Origin of the sequence: Copranaerobaculum intestinale, assembly GCF_009831105.1 — a bacterium.
Classification (GTDB): Bacteria; Bacillota_I; Bacilli_A; order Erysipelotrichales; family Erysipelotrichaceae; genus Copranaerobaculum; species Copranaerobaculum intestinale.
Genome location: NZ_WUUQ01000001.1, coordinates 338,712 through 355,396 on the forward strand (window position 1 = coordinate 338,712; position 16,685 = coordinate 355,396).

Annotated in this window: 22 protein-coding genes and 1 riboswitch; of the genes, 12 read left to right on the plus strand and 10 right to left on the minus strand. The window is 39.7% G+C overall.

Annotated features, from left to right (window positions below):
• Window positions 1-27: 27 nt before the first annotated feature.
• Entirely contained in the window at window positions 28-291 is a 264-nt protein-coding gene (locus GSF08_RS01665; protein WP_160624136.1) for a helix-turn-helix domain-containing protein, read from the minus strand.
• Window positions 292-562: 271 nt separating this feature from the next.
• Here GSF08_RS01665 and GSF08_RS01670 point away from each other — a divergent pair, with 271 nt between their 5' ends.
• Window positions 563-1,057: an AbrB/MazE/SpoVT family DNA-binding domain-containing protein gene (locus GSF08_RS01670; protein WP_160624137.1), complete on the plus strand. Its 495-nt coding sequence runs from the start codon at window positions 563-565 to the stop codon at window positions 1,055-1,057.
• A gap of 30 nt (window positions 1,058-1,087) precedes the next feature.
• Window positions 1,088-1,378, plus strand: a complete 291-nt coding sequence (locus tag GSF08_RS01675; RefSeq protein ID WP_160624138.1) for an RNA-binding S4 domain-containing protein — start codon at window positions 1,088-1,090, stop codon at window positions 1,376-1,378.
• A gap of 12 nt (window positions 1,379-1,390) precedes the next feature.
• On the opposite strand, the gene GSF08_RS01680 is transcribed toward GSF08_RS01675, so the two are convergent.
• Window positions 1,391-2,236: a DUF3298 and DUF4163 domain-containing protein gene (locus tag GSF08_RS01680; RefSeq protein ID WP_160624139.1), complete on the minus strand. Its 846-nt coding sequence runs from the start codon at window positions 2,234-2,236 to the stop codon at window positions 1,391-1,393.
• 150 nt (window positions 2,237-2,386) lie between these two features.
• On the opposite strand from GSF08_RS01680, the gene yabP reads away from it, so the two are divergent.
• Genes yabP through GSF08_RS01690 form a run of 3 tightly spaced genes read left to right on the plus strand, consistent with a single transcriptional unit; the run spans window position 2,387 to window position 3,418 of the window.
• Window positions 2,387-2,686 (plus strand): sporulation protein YabP, encoded by a 300-nt coding sequence (gene yabP / locus GSF08_RS01685; protein ID WP_160624140.1) that lies wholly within the window; start codon window positions 2,387-2,389, stop codon window positions 2,684-2,686.
• The gene (gene yabQ, locus GSF08_RS11740; RefSeq protein ID WP_430641172.1) at window positions 2,686-3,147 is read left to right on the plus strand and encodes a spore cortex biosynthesis protein YabQ; all 462 of its coding nucleotides are present in this window, start codon (window positions 2,686-2,688) and stop codon (window positions 3,145-3,147) included. Before yabP ends, yabQ begins: the two co-directional genes overlap by 1 nt.
• Window positions 3,083-3,418, plus strand: coding sequence for a septum formation initiator family protein (locus tag GSF08_RS01690; RefSeq protein ID WP_347337975.1), 336 nt, complete (start codon window positions 3,083-3,085; stop codon window positions 3,416-3,418). Before yabQ ends, GSF08_RS01690 begins: the two co-directional genes overlap by 65 nt.
• Before the next feature lie 24 nt (window positions 3,419-3,442).
• Here GSF08_RS01690 and GSF08_RS01695 read toward each other — a convergent pair whose 3' ends face one another.
• Window positions 3,443-4,486 (minus strand): HNH endonuclease, encoded by a 1,044-nt coding sequence (locus tag GSF08_RS01695; RefSeq protein ID WP_160624141.1) that lies wholly within the window; start codon window positions 4,484-4,486, stop codon window positions 3,443-3,445.
• 123 nt (window positions 4,487-4,609) lie between these two features.
• Between GSF08_RS01695 and GSF08_RS01700 the strand changes: the two genes are divergently transcribed.
• Window positions 4,610-5,296, plus strand: a complete 687-nt coding sequence (locus GSF08_RS01700) for an AT hook domain-containing protein (RefSeq protein ID WP_160624142.1) — start codon at window positions 4,610-4,612, stop codon at window positions 5,294-5,296.
• 62 nt (window positions 5,297-5,358) lie between these two features.
• On the opposite strand, the gene GSF08_RS01705 is transcribed toward GSF08_RS01700, so the two are convergent.
• Together GSF08_RS01705 and GSF08_RS01710 are read right to left on the minus strand one after the other, a co-directional pair.
• Window positions 5,359-5,928, minus strand: a complete 570-nt coding sequence (locus GSF08_RS01705; RefSeq protein ID WP_160624143.1) for a chromate transporter — start codon at window positions 5,926-5,928, stop codon at window positions 5,359-5,361.
• Window positions 5,925-6,473, minus strand: a complete 549-nt coding sequence (locus tag GSF08_RS01710) for a chromate transporter (RefSeq protein ID WP_160624144.1) — start codon at window positions 6,471-6,473, stop codon at window positions 5,925-5,927. The genes GSF08_RS01705 and GSF08_RS01710 overlap by 4 nt, the downstream gene beginning before the upstream one ends.
• A 139-nt stretch (window positions 6,474-6,612) precedes the next feature.
• Between GSF08_RS01710 and GSF08_RS01715 the strand changes: the two genes are divergently transcribed.
• Entirely contained in the window at window positions 6,613-7,722 is a 1,110-nt protein-coding gene (locus tag GSF08_RS01715; protein WP_160624145.1) for an SIS domain-containing protein, read from the plus strand.
• A gap of 42 nt (window positions 7,723-7,764) precedes the next feature.
• Here GSF08_RS01715 and GSF08_RS01720 read toward each other — a convergent pair whose 3' ends face one another.
• From GSF08_RS01720 to GSF08_RS01730, 3 genes are read right to left on the minus strand one after another with little or no spacing between them, the layout of a single operon-like run.
• Window positions 7,765-8,514: an anti-sigma-I factor RsgI family protein gene (locus GSF08_RS01720; protein ID WP_160624146.1), complete on the minus strand. Its 750-nt coding sequence runs from the start codon at window positions 8,512-8,514 to the stop codon at window positions 7,765-7,767.
• The gene (locus GSF08_RS01725; RefSeq protein ID WP_160624147.1) at window positions 8,507-8,989 is read right to left on the minus strand and encodes an RNA polymerase sigma factor; all 483 of its coding nucleotides are present in this window, start codon (window positions 8,987-8,989) and stop codon (window positions 8,507-8,509) included. The genes GSF08_RS01720 and GSF08_RS01725 overlap by 8 nt, the downstream gene beginning before the upstream one ends.
• 49 nt (window positions 8,990-9,038) lie before the next feature.
• Window positions 9,039-9,410: a hypothetical protein gene (locus GSF08_RS01730; protein WP_160624148.1), complete on the minus strand. Its 372-nt coding sequence runs from the start codon at window positions 9,408-9,410 to the stop codon at window positions 9,039-9,041.
• A gap of 181 nt (window positions 9,411-9,591) precedes the next feature.
• Window positions 9,592-9,700: riboswitch (TPP riboswitch) on the plus strand.
• Between the two features lie 33 nt (window positions 9,701-9,733).
• Here GSF08_RS01730 and GSF08_RS01735 point away from each other — a divergent pair.
• The 5 genes from GSF08_RS01735 (at window position 9,734) to GSF08_RS01755 (ending at window position 15,105) form a co-directional block, all read left to right on the plus strand.
• Complete coding sequence (locus GSF08_RS01735; protein WP_160624149.1) at window positions 9,734-10,312, plus strand: energy-coupled thiamine transporter ThiT; 579 nt, start codon at window positions 9,734-9,736, stop codon at window positions 10,310-10,312.
• 322 nt (window positions 10,313-10,634) lie between these two features.
• Window positions 10,635-12,206 carry a 2,3-bisphosphoglycerate-independent phosphoglycerate mutase gene (gene gpmI / locus GSF08_RS01740; protein WP_160624150.1) on the plus strand — a complete coding sequence of 524 codons (1,572 nt, stop codon included), beginning with the start codon at window positions 10,635-10,637 and terminating at the stop codon, window positions 12,204-12,206.
• A gap of 154 nt (window positions 12,207-12,360) precedes the next feature.
• Window positions 12,361-12,936 carry a YitT family protein gene (locus GSF08_RS01745; RefSeq protein ID WP_160624151.1) on the plus strand — a complete coding sequence of 192 codons (576 nt, stop codon included), beginning with the start codon at window positions 12,361-12,363 and terminating at the stop codon, window positions 12,934-12,936.
• A 47-nt stretch (window positions 12,937-12,983) separates the two neighbouring features.
• Window positions 12,984-13,865 (plus strand): ABC transporter ATP-binding protein, encoded by an 882-nt coding sequence (locus tag GSF08_RS01750; protein WP_160624152.1) that lies wholly within the window; start codon window positions 12,984-12,986, stop codon window positions 13,863-13,865.
• On the plus strand, window positions 13,858-15,105 hold the full coding sequence (locus GSF08_RS01755; RefSeq protein ID WP_160624153.1) for an ABC transporter permease: 1,248 nt from the start codon (window positions 13,858-13,860) through the stop codon (window positions 15,103-15,105). Before GSF08_RS01750 ends, GSF08_RS01755 begins: the two co-directional genes overlap by 8 nt.
• On the opposite strand, the gene GSF08_RS01760 is transcribed toward GSF08_RS01755, so the two are convergent.
• The gene (locus GSF08_RS01760; RefSeq protein ID WP_160624154.1) at window positions 15,106-15,666 is read right to left on the minus strand and encodes a manganese efflux pump MntP; all 561 of its coding nucleotides are present in this window, start codon (window positions 15,664-15,666) and stop codon (window positions 15,106-15,108) included.
• 180 nt (window positions 15,667-15,846) lie between these two features.
• On the minus strand, window positions 15,847-16,632 hold the full coding sequence (locus GSF08_RS01765) for a hypothetical protein (RefSeq protein ID WP_160624155.1): 786 nt from the start codon (window positions 16,630-16,632) through the stop codon (window positions 15,847-15,849).
• Window positions 16,633-16,685: the final 53 nt, after the last annotated feature.

The following is a 16,685-nucleotide window of genomic DNA, read 5'->3' on the forward strand; positions in this document are numbered from 1 at the left end:
GGATTCTTTTCATAAGCATGTGTTTAATTATTGCAATTCCTGATCTAGACCGCGAAATGCGTCCGTATCAAAAAATTCAGCAAGACTGATATCCAACCCATCACAAACCATCTTGATTGTACCAATTGTAGGATTCTTTGATTTTTCATTCATGATGTTGTTGAGTGTTGATTGTGTCATTCCGCACATGATACTTAATTTATTCAGAGAAATATTACGTTCTTTACAAAGATAGGTAATGCGATCTCCCACCGCTTTGCCTATACTTACACGTTCCTGCGTGATTACCATTTTTATCCACCCCTCCGTAAATTCATTTTATTAAATTTAATATAAAAAGGTTAATTATATATAGTTAATGTTGCAATTAAGTGTTATAATAACCATAAATTCAATGATAGTGATGAAAAAATAGGATGAAAAGGGAAGAACCGCACTGCGGTAGGGTCATGTCACTTTACCTGAATTCGGATAACAAAAATGTTATATGGGATTTCCAGAAACAGGGGTATATTGGAAATAATTATGACCATACTATTGATTAGTAAAGGAGTGTCTGAATGTGAAATCAACAGGAATAGTACGTCGTTTGGATGATTTAGGCAGATTGGTAATACCCAAGGAAATTCGTAAACAATATCGCCTGAAAGAGGGCGATTCTATAGAGTTTTATATTGATCAGGATCGGATCATCATTCAAAAATATGATCTGCTGTCACGTCATGTGGAAGAAATCAAGATCATGTGTGAAACTCTGACAGCTATGTTTGAGGATACCGTTTTGTTTATGCAGGATGAAATGCTGGCAAGTCATGGAAAAACCATCTCAGAGGGATTCGCAAAGAAATGTAAAGTACATCGTATAACGCACTTTGAACAGCAGGCGGTATATGAAAATGATCCTGCACTGTATAACGGTGTGTTATATCCGGTAGTAGCCTATGGTGACTGGTATGGAGCGTTTGTGGTATTATATGATAAACGGGAGCTGAGTGAATCGGAACTGGCTGCGGTAGAGGCTTTTGCGAAAGTTTTAACTCGCCAACAGGAACAATAAATGATACACTAATCCTAGCGAGGTGAGGATATGCGTTTAGATAAATATCTGAAAGTAGCGAGGATTCTGAAACGGCGCAGTGTTTCCAAGGAACTGGCAGACAGTGAACGTGTCTATGTGAACGGACGGGTGGCCAAGCCCAGTACCGATGTAAAGGTCGGCGATGTAATTCGGGTTTTATTTGGAAATCGGGAGATAACTGTACGCGTATCGATGATTCAAAAACAGGTTAGTAAGGCAGAAGCCGGTACAATGTTTGAGATCATGGAAGAAAAATTCATAAAAAAAGCAGATGATGAATCATCTGCCGGGCAGCTGTAATAGCTGCTTTTTTCATGGAAGGGTGAAGGGAAAGGGCATAATGAATTCCTGTGGTCCCATGTATCCTGCTGCACATTTATACTTTTCAAAATAAATAACAACTTGTTTTTTATCATTGATATAAAAAGCTTGGTCTTTTTTGATTTCAAAGGTATCAAAGAAAACAAGGCTGTTATCCTTTGCCTTTCGCTCATCCATTTGTCTCAAAACTTCAGACCGTACTACATCCGCATAGTTATCACCATAAAGATCCTGTAGGGTGAAGGTCTTTCCGATTTTAATATTAAGGTTATAGAATGTGGTATGAGTATAGGCGGCAGCACGCACAGCAGAGACGGTTACCTGAAAGGACAGATAGGTATCTTTATTATAAGTAATTGCATAATCACCGGTAATCTTTGTTTTACCGGATGCCGGTGAGAGCTTGTTTTCTTTCTCAAAATCGCGAATTTCTCGAATCTCTTTTTTAGATTGTTCGATCAGTAAATTCATTTGTTTTTCTATTTCACGGTTAACCTTTTGTTCAAGTTTTGGGTTCCCGGTATTTTCAATTTTCGGAATAATCACATCAAACTGTGCAAAGGCATCCGTTTCCTGATAATTGCGAATACAGATTATTTTCGCTGCATCGCCGATGATCGGCAGCTTAAAAACGCTTTGAGCGAATACTTTTGATGTATTAACCGCAACACCGAAGGATAGAACGATCGCAGCGGCGGCACATCCCGTTCCGATAAAAATTTGCCTTCTTTTACGAGATCTTGAAGCAGTATGAATAGCCTGATCGATGAAGGTATCTAAATCTTTTGGGATTTCGATCTCTTCATATTCTGATTTTAAATCATCTATTTTCTTCATCCTATCACCGCCTCTTCTCTTTGGTATAATATGTCCGATATTCCTGCTTCAACATGTTTACAGTGTACCATTTTCATAATCCTGACACAAGCATGCGGGTGTCATAAACCGATTGAATCTTTCATATTCTTTATCAAGAGGAGGATATATATGATAGACGATACGAATAATCCATTGCGTTTTGAAACAAACCCTTATCACAATGTGGTATTGAAGGATCGCAAGATCATGGAACTGACCGGGGTAAAACAGATTGACAGCTTCGATGCGAATGAGTTCCTAATGGAAACGGCACAGGGTTGGATGGTTGTGCAGGGTAAAGATTTGACCTTGGATAAACTGGATACGGAACGCGGTGATGTAGTAATTCGCGGGCTGATCGAAAGCATGAGTTATGTTTCTAATAAAAAAGGCGGTAAAGATTCTATGATGTCCCGTATCTTTAAATAATGCTGCTGGGACAGCAGGTACAGTCAATTCTATATCATTTGATGATGGGATGGCTCTATGGCTGTACCTTTAGTTTTCTTGAATATCTATTAAAATACGTTAGATTTCGTTTTCTGAAAGGCACGGGAGAAATCCTTTTTCATCTAATATTTACACTGCTGATGTTTCGCGGTTTGTTTTTTATAAACGGGGGAGTAACCACCCTTTATCTGATTGTCTTGTTTTTAGTTGGAATATATCTTTTTTACCGCTTTTATTTTATGATTTTTACACATATATATAAACAAATAGGCCGGTTTTTCAGACCGCTCTTCCAATCTCTGGCTATTGCCAAAAAGAAATTTGTTGGTATAATAAAAGTACCGATTAGAAAATGGAAGAGAAGGAGGAAGCTGCGTGAGCGAAGTAAGAAGCATTCAGGACACGAAGAAAACGGCAAAGAAAAAGCGTCGCCCGCTTAAAGTGATGATGAGCACCTTAGCTTTTGCCATTGCTTGCCTTCTGACATATGATTCTTTGAAAGAAGTATTTACCACGATTCAACTAAAACAGAATATTGAGGCTTCCGAACAGGAGCTGGCACAGATTAAAAAGGATACTAAGGAATTGAAAACCGAAAAGAAGAACCTGGAAGATCCTGATTATGTGCTGCGATATGCGCGCGGTAAATTTATGGTTACCAAAAAAGTAGACGGAGAGCAAGTATTCAAGCTGCCGAGCAAAGATAAATAAAGACTGTTGTGAAGCAGTCTTTTTTTACTGTTTTTTAAAAATATGTTGGCGATGATAATCGAGAAACATCCGGCGAGTTTCATTAAGGTAAGGCTTTCTAAGTACATCATCAGTGTGAATCGCATAGGCATATTCCAGATTTTCTTTTGCTGCCAGCTCTTCGCTGATCATAATTGATCCATCATCCTGAAAGGATATATAGCCCTGATCAAACAGGTAGTCGTGATTGCGGCACAGCAGCAGGCCGTTGTGATAATCGCTGCACTCATATATGTGTGCACAGTCACGAAACGGTTTAATGTGTGAGGCAATCAGCATATGCGGAAGATCAATGCCGCAGAGCGGACAGCAGTGCTCAAATTCATGAAAAAGCGTATCCTTATAGAATGTCTGCAAAGCCTTGGTTTCTTCACGTTCACAGGGGATGCCGGTACGGGGAATAATATCCATAATAATTTTTCGATAGGGATAGTCGATCATTTTCATATCAGTATTTCGGTAAGGAATCGACTGATCTTCATGGTTGACGATATCGGCTGTATATAAGGCGCATAGGGTTGTGGATACCAAGGGGTGCAATTCATCATATTCCATAATGATATGGGCTGCATCACTTAGCAGCAGCGGATTGATGCGGTAGGTATCCTGCTTGATTTCATAAAGTACCGTTTCTTTTAAAAGCTTAAAAAAAATCGGAGAAGGCAGAAGCGATGCGAGTTGTGCATCGCTTAGAAACGGATTGGTTTTGATCAGCTCACGAAATTGATTGCGATAGTCATTATTGCGTATTAAACATTCCAGCAGAGCAAGAGCTTCCACTTCTGTGGAAGGATCACTTCGAGACATGATTGTAGCTGACGGACTTAAGTCAATGCCGCGGGGAACATGGCGAAAAAAACGCAGTTCATCCATCTGTCTCAGCAGCTCAGCTGTTTCGGAAGCTTCCATTTGGATATTTTCCTGATTCAGCTTCTGTTGAATCATCAAAAGAGCTGTATCAATCGTTATACCATTTGTCTCAATTGCATCAAGAATGACTAGAATTTTTTTAAAAACAGATTTCTTCATATGATCACCTTTTTTTCTATTATAACCGATATTTTTAATTTTTTCGCACGATGACATCAATCGTGGGAATTCGACAAATTGAAACCCTTACAATGTAACCAATAAAGGAGCGTGAAAGCACATATGAAAGGACCAGGAATCAAGGACTACCTACATATACTAAATCAGAAAAAAATGAATGCATTACAGGCCGGAGAAACTACATTAGAAATTAACTCCAAACAGCTTCATGAAGAGGTATCACCGCAGCATGCGACGATGCCGACTTGTTGTCAGGCAATTTACAAGATGCTGCTTGAGGGTGATGAAATTATTCGGAGACCAAAGGGAACCACAGGATTTGGTTCGCATTTAACGGTTAAATTTCATTTAAATGATATGGAAAATCGTAACCGCATGTTCCCTGACAAAAAACGCGGCCGTCCCGCAAAAAGCGAAGAAGAAAAACGAATGGCTCGCAAAGCAAAAATGAAGCATAATACAGAAGATCTCAGCAATCTAGTAAAATCATGGCTTGAGGAGCATGGTTGGCAATATGAAGAAAATAAAGACTATATTGAAGCGCAGAGCGATCAAAAGCGCTGGGTCATCAATGTTCAAGGCATCAAACGAGGCCGCCGTCAGACATTGCCGGTTAAACTGAGTGAAGTCATTAAACGTATAGATAATGTGGATACACACTATAGTATTGCATTTAATGATTCCATTACATACCGGCGTCAGTGGAACGAAATTCCTGAAGCAGTCAAGGAAAGTTTAAATATGAGTGTTATTCTGGCTGATAAAAAAGGAAATATCACAGAACTGTAATAGTGTAACCATGTAAGCATAAATTATCAGCAATAGAAAAAGATCGTCATCATGACGATCTTTTATAATTGGAAGACAATACCGATAACTGCTGCAGAAGCAATCCAAACGATTGGATGCAGCTTTTTATAACGGTTAGAAAGATAATAGAGAATAACAAACAATACTATACATGGCAGGTTGAATAGGGTAAGTACATTTATGGATCTGTCCTGCAGGGCATCCATATGAAAGAGAGCAGTGCCAAAGATAGTGAGTCCGGCTGATGCTATTAGGGCGGTAACAGCAGGGCGCAGACCATAAAACAGCGCCGCGATAAGGGGACTGTCTTTAAACTGCTTCAATAGCTTTGCGACAATACAAATGATCATGATGCTTGGGGCAATCAAGCCCAGAGTTGCCAATATTCCTCCCCAAACTCCTGCGGTATGGAAACCGGCAAAGGTCGCCATATTAATGCCGATTGCACCGGGTGTGGATTCGGATACCGCAATCATATCAGCCAGCATGCTGGTAGTAAACCAGTGATATCGGTTAATCAGTTCACTTAAAAACGGAATGGTGGCGAGTCCTCCGCCGATCGCAAACAGACCGATTTTAAAGAATTCATATATCAGGGTCAAATATATCATTGGTCAGATGTCTCCTTTGTGAATTTTACTTTCAGAAAACCGGCAAATGCCGCTGAAACCACGATTGCTACTGTTGGTACTCCGGTAAAAGAAGCAATGAGGAGCACAATGGCAAAAATAACCGCACCGTAACGGTCTTGAATACCTGATTTCCACAATTTTACGACAGCGTTCAAAATTAATACGCATACTGCAACCCGAATACCGCTGAGAGCATGCTGCACCACTGCAAGACTGGAATAATTCTGAAGCAGGGATGCAATAACCAAAATAATGATGATGGATGGAAATACTACTCCGATCGTAGCGATAATACCACCTAAAATATGTTTGCGATAATAGCCCACAAAAGTAGCTACATTTACCGCGATGATGCCAGGGGTACACTGAGCAACAGCGTAATAATCCATAATTTCTTCCTGCGTAGCCCATTTATGCTTTTCCACGATTTCTTTTTCGATCAATGGCAGCATGGCATATCCGCCTCCAAACGTGAAGGCTCCCAGTTTACAGAAGGTATAAAATAAATCCCAATATTCTTTCATAAAATCCCCTCTTTTTCTGTTTTTTATTATACGGTACCAGGTTCTAATAGGCAAGGCAGGAACGGATGCTTTCTTGCTTTTAAAAGGGTGGTGTGCTATATTATTAATGACATATTGTCATAACATATAAGGAGGAAATATGGAAACGAAAGAAACTATGATGGATTATATCCTGGAAACCCCGAAAGCTGTTTTAGCGAATTTACAGCGAGCAGAGGAGCTGACCAAACCGCTGGTTGATCTATATTTGCGAAAGGAATATCACAATATTGTTTTGGTAGCGTCAGGTTCATCTTATACATCCTGCAACTGTGCTCGTTTATATGTTGCGGAAACGCTGCATACCGATGTGAAAATTGTCACTCCATATAATTTTGCTCACCATGACTATAAGTTACTTCGCGATGATGACTTCTGTGTATTATTGTCACAAAGCGGAGCCAGCACAAACGGCGTTGAGGTACTGAAAAAGCTGAAAGAGATCAATCATGAATCTATTTCACTGACCGGCACCGAGGACTGTGACTTTAAAGATTACAGCGATTATCTGCTGGATTGGGGAGTGGGTATTGAAACTGTCGGTTATGTTACAAAAGGGGTAGAAACGCTGACAGAATATTTGATGATGTTTGCAACATATGCAGCGAAAGCAAAGGGATTCATCAAAGCGGAACGTGTGAATGAAGTAAAAGCACAGATTACGCAGGCTATGGAAATGCATAAAGAAGTGTGTGATCAGACAGAAGCATTTTTCAAATCCCATATGAAAGATATGACTTCTATGAGTAAAGCATATGTTTGCGGCTGCGGAACCAACTATGGTACTGCGATGGAAGGTGCTTTAAAGGTTGGTGAAGCAGTTAAGATTCCTGCGATATGCTATGAATTGGATGAAGTACTTCACGGACCGGCACTGCAGTTAGATCCTGCGTATACTGTGTTCCTGATTGACAGTGGGGATGAAACTAGTCAGCATGCCGTAGATCTGTATCATGCAATGAGTTATGTTACTGATCATATCTATATCCTAACAAATGATAAATCGGTGGAGGATGCACGTGCAATTCGTGTATCTAAGCCTTGTGAAGAACCTTTCACATGTTTCTATTATCTTCCATTCTTTCAGTTGATTGCACATTATTCTGCAGAAGCATTAAACAGCTGGGATAAACACCCGCTGTATTTTGAAATGAATAAGCGTGTCGATTTCCGAACTCCAAAATTCCGCGAAAAAGTAAGTCCAAAATAATTGCAAAACAGTCTTCCATACAGAAGACTGTTTTTTATCAAGCTATTTGTTATGATGTTTAGAATTTTCATTATGATGGGAATCATGATCATTTGGGAAACTGGTGTTTCCACTTAATTGAGTATATATTGTTTTCAGTTCCTGCATGCTCTTGTTTTGAAGATCATCGATACGGTAGTCAGAATTCAATTTTATGATTTCTTCAATTACCTGATATTTTCCAAAGGACATATGATGTTTACTTGCTGATCGGTGCTCCTCTTCGGAGGCGTGCGAACATCCATATTGCGAAGCATCAAGATTTGCGGACAGAACCATATTTAAGACTTTTTCAAGGGCAACTGAATGAGTAGTATCCTTACTGTATACACTTACCTGCATAAATCCTTTTGTCATATAATCTTGAATCAGCTTGTCAGTCAGGAGCCAGTCCATTGCTTCTTCGATCGTATAGCCGGTTAGATCCTTCTGCTTCAAAACATTAGCAGCTTCCTTGTTATAATCGATAATATGGATAATTTTATTATTTTTATCGAGTTGAAATTCCATGCTGGGATTAATATCAATACTGACATAGGCATAAATGTCTTTTTTTACCGCAGGTGCAGTATTGGAACGGCTAAATGGTAATTGCAGAAAGAACGCCAGCAAAAAGCAAAAGCCCAATGCCAAGATGCCCCAACCATAGCTTCTATGCTTTAACGGCTGTTTTTTCATAACGGCTTGCAGCGTTTTCGTTTTTAGCTGTGAGTTTGCTTTGATGCTGTCCAGATCAGATAATGGGTTACGCAAGAGGATCACCTCCCAACATTTCCTTCAGTTGCTCCTTTGCTCGCTTCATCCAGGTGTGAATAGTGTTTTCACTGCGGTTTAGAATTTTGGCTATTTCCGTAATTTTATATCCTTCATAATAATATAGATAAACAACATTTCGATATGTATCCCTTAGCTTTAAGATTGCTTGCAGCACTTCTGGATGATGGGCCGGTTCCGCAAGTCCGTATTTACTCAAATCATCACGCAAATCTACTTTCTGGTGAAACCAGCCCCGCAGCATACTTTGACACTCGTTAATGCTCACGCGGATGAACCATGCTTTTTCATGCTCTGCAGAAGCATAGGCGATATCTTTTGTAGCATATTTTATAAAGACATTCTGAAAAATATCATCTACGTCTGTTTCTTTTTTTAAATGAATGAAACAGATACGACGAATCATATCTCCATATTTGTCAATTGCTTGAGATACTTCTTCTTCACATCGCATGTAATTTCCTCTTATCTAAAGTATACTTCTATCCATTGGGAAAACATAGTTAATTATGGTGTTTACCATGATGATCTACGCTTTCATTATGTCCGTGTAGATTACTTTGGTGGTGCGCAGAACCGCTATGATCATTTCGGTCATGATTTTGATGATTGCTGTTAGCGTGAAGACCGTCACAGTTCAGATGACCTTTCGAACAGGTATTCTGATACTGGATAACGGTGGAGTCAGCATCGACTGCTGATCCTGTAGTGTTGTAAGATGCTTTTGCAGGTTTTTCTGTCTGTTGAGATGATCTCTCCGCTGGCGAATTATCTGTCGGTTTGTTATCTGCATCGTATGCGTGAACCTGTAATCCAAACCCTAATGCGCAAACGATTGCGGTGCTGCTCATAAATATTAAATTTTTCTTTTTCATAAAAGACCTCCATATGTGTTTCACTCTAAATACGCATAGCGTCATCGAAACCTTTCAAAATTAAATATTTATTTTAAAAAAGCAGTGACTTTTCTTTATTTTCAAGCAGCATTTATTTTTTTGAACAGCTAAAGTAATAGAAAAGGATAGTAATTTCATCCAAATTCCGCTATAATAAAATCTGTCAAGACAGGGGCGCCCAAATATGGGCTGAGATGTGCTGTGATCCAGCCGGTCCCTTATGACCTGATCTAGTTAGTACTAGCGTAGGGAGTCGAATCGTTTTACGATTGCTTGCTTACGCCTCATGGAGGTGTTTTTTTATGGTTAATCAACAAACTAGAAAAATTGTTTTTGCAGCTTTTTATCTGGCGCTTGCCATCGCGCTCAATTATCTGAATACGGTAATGCCGATCATTCAGATGCCAAACGGCGGATCTTTGGAATTAATGGTAATTCCGCTCTTTATGGCTTCCTATCATATGGGGTGGAAATGGGGTGCCGGTATCAGTTTCTTGGCTTGGCTGCTGGGTATGATGTTTGGCATGAATAATTATATGGTTGGGCCGCTACAAGTCGTATTTGATTATATTGCGCCGTTTGTAGCCGTCGGCCTTGCTTCTCTGTTTCCGGCAATTCATATTGGGAAAATCAGAATTTCTAATGTATATGTCGGAGTTGTCGGCGGCATGCTGCTGAAATATATTTCCCAAGTGATTTCGGGTGTATATTTTTGGCCGGGAGAAGGAGCGGCAGGCAGTATGCCCGCATTTTTGTTCTCAATCAATTACAATGCCGGCTATAATTTTATTACAATGGTCGCTGCGTTGATCATCACCCCGGTTCTGGTGAGACGTCTGCGCAAAGTAAAGCCAAAGGAATTTATTGGAGTAAAAGATTAAAAAGCGCACATGCGCTTTTTTTGTTTGTTTAAGTTGGTGTCCTCAGTTCCTCTAGGTTGAATTATGACTTGTAAACTCCATGAATTCGCTAACAAAGTATCATTCATCAAGCCGTTGTTCTCTGTATTGATGAAAGCTGCGAATGAAATTTTCCTGTGATCTGTATATAAGTATCCACATAAAAGAGCATTGATCACGAAAAATCGACACAATCTTGTGAAATTTTTGATTTTTTAAAAATGACAGCCCTTTCATCGGAGTAACATCGTTGAGAATAACGTTTTTTCATTGTATACTTATATAGTAAAAGGAGGATTTAGTAATGAGTAAAAGACCTGTAGTACTTGTTGTTATGGACGGAGTTGGTATTAGCAATAATGAGCTGGGCAACGCCGTTAAAAATGCATATACGCCTACCCTTGATGAGTTATGGAAGACATGTCCTCATACAGAAATCAAAGCGCATGGTTTGGCAGTAGGTTTGCCGAGTGATGGAGATATGGGAAACAGCGAGGTTGGGCATAATGCACTTGGCTGTGGACAGATTTACAGTCAAGGTGCAAAATTGGTAAATGAATCTATCAGCAGTGGTGATATGTTCACGACCGAAACATGGAAAGAGCTTATCTCTAACTGCGAAAACGGTACGATGCATTTTTTGGGACTTCTCTCAGATGGAAATGTTCACTCTCACATTAACCATTTGAAGTCACTGCTCAGTCAAGCTAAGAAGGACGGTGTAAAGGAAGCTCGTTTACATATTCTGCTGGACGGCCGTGATGTGCCTGAGACCAGCGCGCTGATCTATGTCGATGAGATTGAAGCTTACATGGCAGCCTTGAATGACGATCAATTTCATGCCTGCATCGCCAGCGGCGGCGGACGCATGAATATTACAATGGATCGTTATGAAGCAAATTGGGCAATGGTTGAAAAAGGATGGCATACACATGTTCTGGGCGAAGGAAGAATGTTCGCATCCGCAAAGGAAGCGATTGAAACATATCGCAACGAAACTGGTGTAGTCGATCAGGATCTGCCGCCTTTCGTTATTGCAAAGGATGATCAGCCGGTCGGTACGATCGAGGATGGTGACAGTGTCATTCTGTTTAACTTCCGCGGTGATCGTGCTCAGGAAATTTCATTGGCGTTTGATGGCGATGAATCATTTGATAAATTCGATCGTGTCCGCATCCCAAAGGTGATGTATGCGGGAATGCTGCAGTATGATGCAGATTTGAATATTCCTCATCATTTCCTGACGTATCCTCCAAAAATTAAATTTACATTATCAGAGTATTTAGTAAATAAGGGCATCCGTCAGTATGCAATCAGCGAAACGCAGAAATTTGGACATGTTACCTATTTTTGGAACGGCAACCGCAGCGAAAAATTTGATAATGAACTTGAGGATTTTGTAGAAATCAAATCTGATGTTGTTCCATTCGATCAGCGTCCATGGATGAAATCCGCAGAAATCACGGATGTCCTGGTAGAAGCAATTTTAAGCGGCAAGTATGATTTCCTGCGCACGAATTATCCTAACGGAGATATGGTTGGACATACCGGTGACTATGAAGCAACGATCATCGGTGTTGAAGCTGTTGATCTGAATCTGAAGCGCATCAAGAAAGCTGTGGATGCAGTAAATGGTATTCTGATCGTAACCGCGGATCACGGCAATGCAGATGAGATGTATGAAAAACCGAAAAAAGAAGGAGCAGCTTTGAAAGCAAAGACTTCTCATACATTAAATAAAGTTCCATTTATCATTTACAATCGTGATGTAACAATGGATGAAGGTGATTTCGGCTTGGCAAACGTAGCCTCAACAGTTGCAAAATTATTAGAGCTGGAGCCTGATTCTCACTGGCTTCCGTCAATCATAAAATAATGGAAGGAGCAGTTCTTAAAAAAGAGCTGCTTTTTTCATGAAAATATAACACAGTTATGATAAGGGAGGGACATGATTATTGGAATAGGAATTGCTGTTTACATTCATAACAAGTGTGTTACAATTAGTGATGTTTACGAGGAAATATATAAGTATGCAAAAATGGATGCGCAATTTGATTATGATCTTCATCGGAAACCTGCTGCTTGCAATTGCCGGCGGCGTTTTTATCCTGCCTAACCAGATTGTCAGCGGTGGGGTCAACGGAATTGCGCTTGTGCTGGAGCCGATCGTTCATGTTCCGGTGAACTCCATTATTAATCTTTTGATCGCAGTAACCTTTGTATGCGGATTTATATTCATGGGAAAAGAATTTGCCGGCAAGACGATCGTAAGCAGTATTATTTATCCGGTATTACTGGAATTGGTTATGCGGTACCTTCCCTCATTTACCTTCAATATCTTGATCGCAACAGTTATAAGCGCGGTGTTGGTTGGCTTTGGCATAGGACTGGTGCTGCGAGCTGGCGCGAGTACCGGAGGAATGGATATCCCACCGATCATTATCAATAAATTCTTCCATATAAAAGTCGCGACGATCCTGATGATCATGGATTCGACAACCGTGCTGCTGGGATTTGTCTTCTATGGTCCGGTGAAGGTGATACTTGGCCTGATTTCTGTATTTATCTGTTCAAGAGTTCTTGATTATACACTTATTTCAAAATAGAGTTAGGAATAACTCTTTTTTTTCGTATAAGGTAATAGGTGATATTTATGCTGAAAGTTGAACACTTATCCAAAATGTATGGAAACAACCGAGGAATTCATGATATATCTTTTACCCTGAAGCCAGGTAAAATACTGGGAATTTTGGGAAGTAACGGAAGTGGAAAAACTACGACGTTTCGTATTCTGCTAGGTCTTTTGAAGCAGGATCAGGGAATGATTTTTTACGAAAATAAGCCGATTGATCGAACGAATACCAGATTATTCGGTTATCTTCCGGAAGAGCGCAGTTTGCTGCGTGATCTGCGGGTACATGATCAGATTTTTTATCTGGGACGATTAAAAGAAATGTCGACCGGAGAGCTTGAGGAACAGATAGGGTATTGGCTGAGCTATCTCGATATTGCAAAATATCGGAATCGAAAAATTGCTGAGCTTTCTAAAGGAAATCAGCAGAAGGTTCAATTGGCGTGTGCGCTGGTTCATCAGCCGGACATCTATATTTTCGACGAGCCGCTGAATGGACTGGATATTGAAAATGTAACCCTGTTTCAGCAGGTTATCCGCAAGCTCCAAAAGAATAAGAAGTGTATTATGATTTCGTCACATCAGTATGAAGTGATCGAACAGTTTTGTGACAGTGTTTTATATTTAAAAGAAGGGGAATTGTTGTTTCAAGGAAAAATTTCGTCATTAAAAAGAGCCTCTTCCTCCACCAGGGTTATTATGAATGATACGAAAATCGACCGCTGGATCGATGAAGCGGGAGTATGTGACTATTTTTATGAAAACGGAAGATTGATCCTGTATATGAATACGCTGCCGGCCGCAGAGAAGCTTATTCGCAGAGCGATGAAATTAGGCTTGGATGAGTATGCATTAGCACTTCCTTCATTATCGGAAATTATTCAGGAACGCATCCATGAATGAGCTGATACACTTTTCGTTAAAGCGGCGTTTTGGCAATGGTGCACAAATCCTTTTAAATATCATTTTGATTGTCTTAATCGGATGTGCTGTATTTGCTGACCGTATCATCGATTTCATCAATCCGGATATGCTGGAACCGCCAACTGTATATCTGGCGGATCTGGATGAAAATGTGAAGGAATTTTTGCTTTCTCAGAATTCCACGCTCTTTCATTTTGAAGAATGGAAGCATCAAAAAGCGAAAGGAACATCTTCTTATATTCTGGAACAACAAAATACATACACTCTAAAATCGCAGTATAAGGTTGAACCGGCTATGAAAGAAGCGTTGACCGCAATGATCGCCCAAGCTAGACAAACAGCTATTCTGAATGAAACGCAAGGTCAGAATGAGATGCTGAACGCATATATTACTCCGATAACTATGAAAAATCAGATAACGGATAAACAAACAAATCATAATGAACAGCAGAGTAATATGACCTTTATGGTAATAACGGGTATTTATTTTATGATGATATCCTTTGCGACTACGGTAGCCAATGAAGTGGTTTATGAAAAAGCTACGAAGACTTTGGAATTGATTTTGACCAGTGTCAGCGCTCGTACGCATTTTATCAGCAAAATTATTGTCGGATGGCTGGTGGTGCTTTTTCAGTGTCTTTCTATATGCGTTTACACAGGGTTCTGGCTGCTGGTGAGGAATTTTTATGATCAGGGAACCGGTTTGCTGAAAGTGATTGATCAACTCCATCTTGCGTCTATTTCCCAACGAACATTCGGATCCTTTCTGTCAAGTCTATCAGTTCATGGTGATCTTCTTGTCAAACTGATGTTTGTATTCTTATTTTTATTTGCGGGCATTCTGCTGATTCAACTGTTAATGGTGATCGTGTCCAGCTTTATCAGCAATATTGAAGAAGCCGGAAATATACAGGCTCCATTTTATATTATTATGTTGATCGTCTATTATCTGGCTATCTCCTTGAATACGCCTTATCATCTAAACGAAGGGATTGGTTATTATTTTTCCTTTATTCCGTTTTTATCTATGCTGTTTATGCCTTGCCGTATATTACAGGGCTCGGTTTCTTTTTATGAATTGGGATTATCCTTCTTTTTTGCCTGCAGTGCATTCTTCATGCTGGCAAAGAGCGGCTCGCACATTTATCAAAAAGGTGTTCTGGATTATTCGTCAAAAGGATTGCTTCATATTTTAAGACAATTAAAAAATACTTGATTAGGATATAAATAAGTGTTCAATCAGAATTTTTAAACCAATGATAAAAAGTATACAGCCGCCCAGCAATTCTGCGTATTTTTGTAAAAAGCCGCCTAAGCGGTTGCCGAGATAAACAGCCGTAAAACTGAGGATAAAGGTTGTGATACCGATAATCAGTACAGCAGAAATTATCTCTACCTGAAGAAAAGCAAAGCTGACGCCGATGGCTAATGCATCAATACTGGTAGCTATCGCCAAAAGCAATACGAGCTTAGCAGTTAAAGGGGCACATTCTGCCTCCTCGGGATGAAAGGCATCATATATCATTTTGCCGCCAATGATACTTAATAGAATAAAAGCGATCCAATGATCGATGGATGTGATCAAGCTTTGGAAATAACTGCCGATCCACCAACCCAAAAGCGGCATAACTGCCTGAAACAATCCGAAATAAAAGGCAAGCTTCCATGCGCTTTTTGCGACATCCTTTTTGCTGAGACACATGCCTTTTGCAATAGAAACAGCGAAGGCATCCATGGAAAGACCGATGCCGATCATAAAGATAGATGTAAGATTCATATTCCCTCCCAGTAAAAAACGAGACCTATCATGTTTACCATGAATAAGTCTCGTTATTAAACACTAAGCCAGATCTTTCGATCATTCTGTTGACTTAACGACTCATGCGGTGATGAGCTAACTACTCCCTTATCGAGTGAAGATATCATATCAAAGAAGGAAAAAAATTGCAACAAATTCTTACAATCCTTGTCCCGGAATCAAGCTTGGAATTTCTTGACCGGCGGTACCCGGAATCTGATACTCATTGAGATTATCAGGAAAGTCAATATCACTGATTCGATCACGCTCAGACAGTTTCAGAGTGAATGACGCTTTAGAGGTCTGATCGTTAGAAAGCATTGTGAAATTAGATGTTAAGCCTGTCAAATATGCTTTTTTATCATACGCGATTTCCAACTTGATATCCTCATATTCGGTATTTTTGTATTGGCTCGTAAAGGTTTCTGTATCTTTACTTGCTTCCTTCACATATTTGGTTAATTTTTTACCGTCGATTACCAAAACAATCTTATCATTGTCAAAAGATGCCTTTTTCAACAATTTTTTAAATGTCTTACGATCCATTCCTTTTCCTTCGTCGGTAAACTCCTCTATGGTATTTTCAGCAGAAGAAAAAGGCATTTTCATTTTACTTCCCATCATATTCAAGTACAGGGTATTGTCGTACATATAAATGTCCGCAAAATCCTTATATGACTGACCGTTAGCAGTCATGTCCAAAATGAAAGAGAACTGTGGTTTATCAGATAATACAAATTTGCCGGCAGCTTTGATTGATGCGGTTTCCTTATCCACAGCAGTTTTTACACGCAGCTCATAGCTCGCTGACTGATATTTCATTGTTTGTTTCTGAACTTCCTCCAGTTTATCCAGCGCTTTATCATCGACTGGATTTTTCTTACCGCAAGCAGCTGCTGAAAACAACAATGCGGTACAAAGCATAAATGTCCCTAATCTTTTCATATGATATCCTCCTTAAGAACCCCTATTTTTATATGTATTATAACATAATCTTA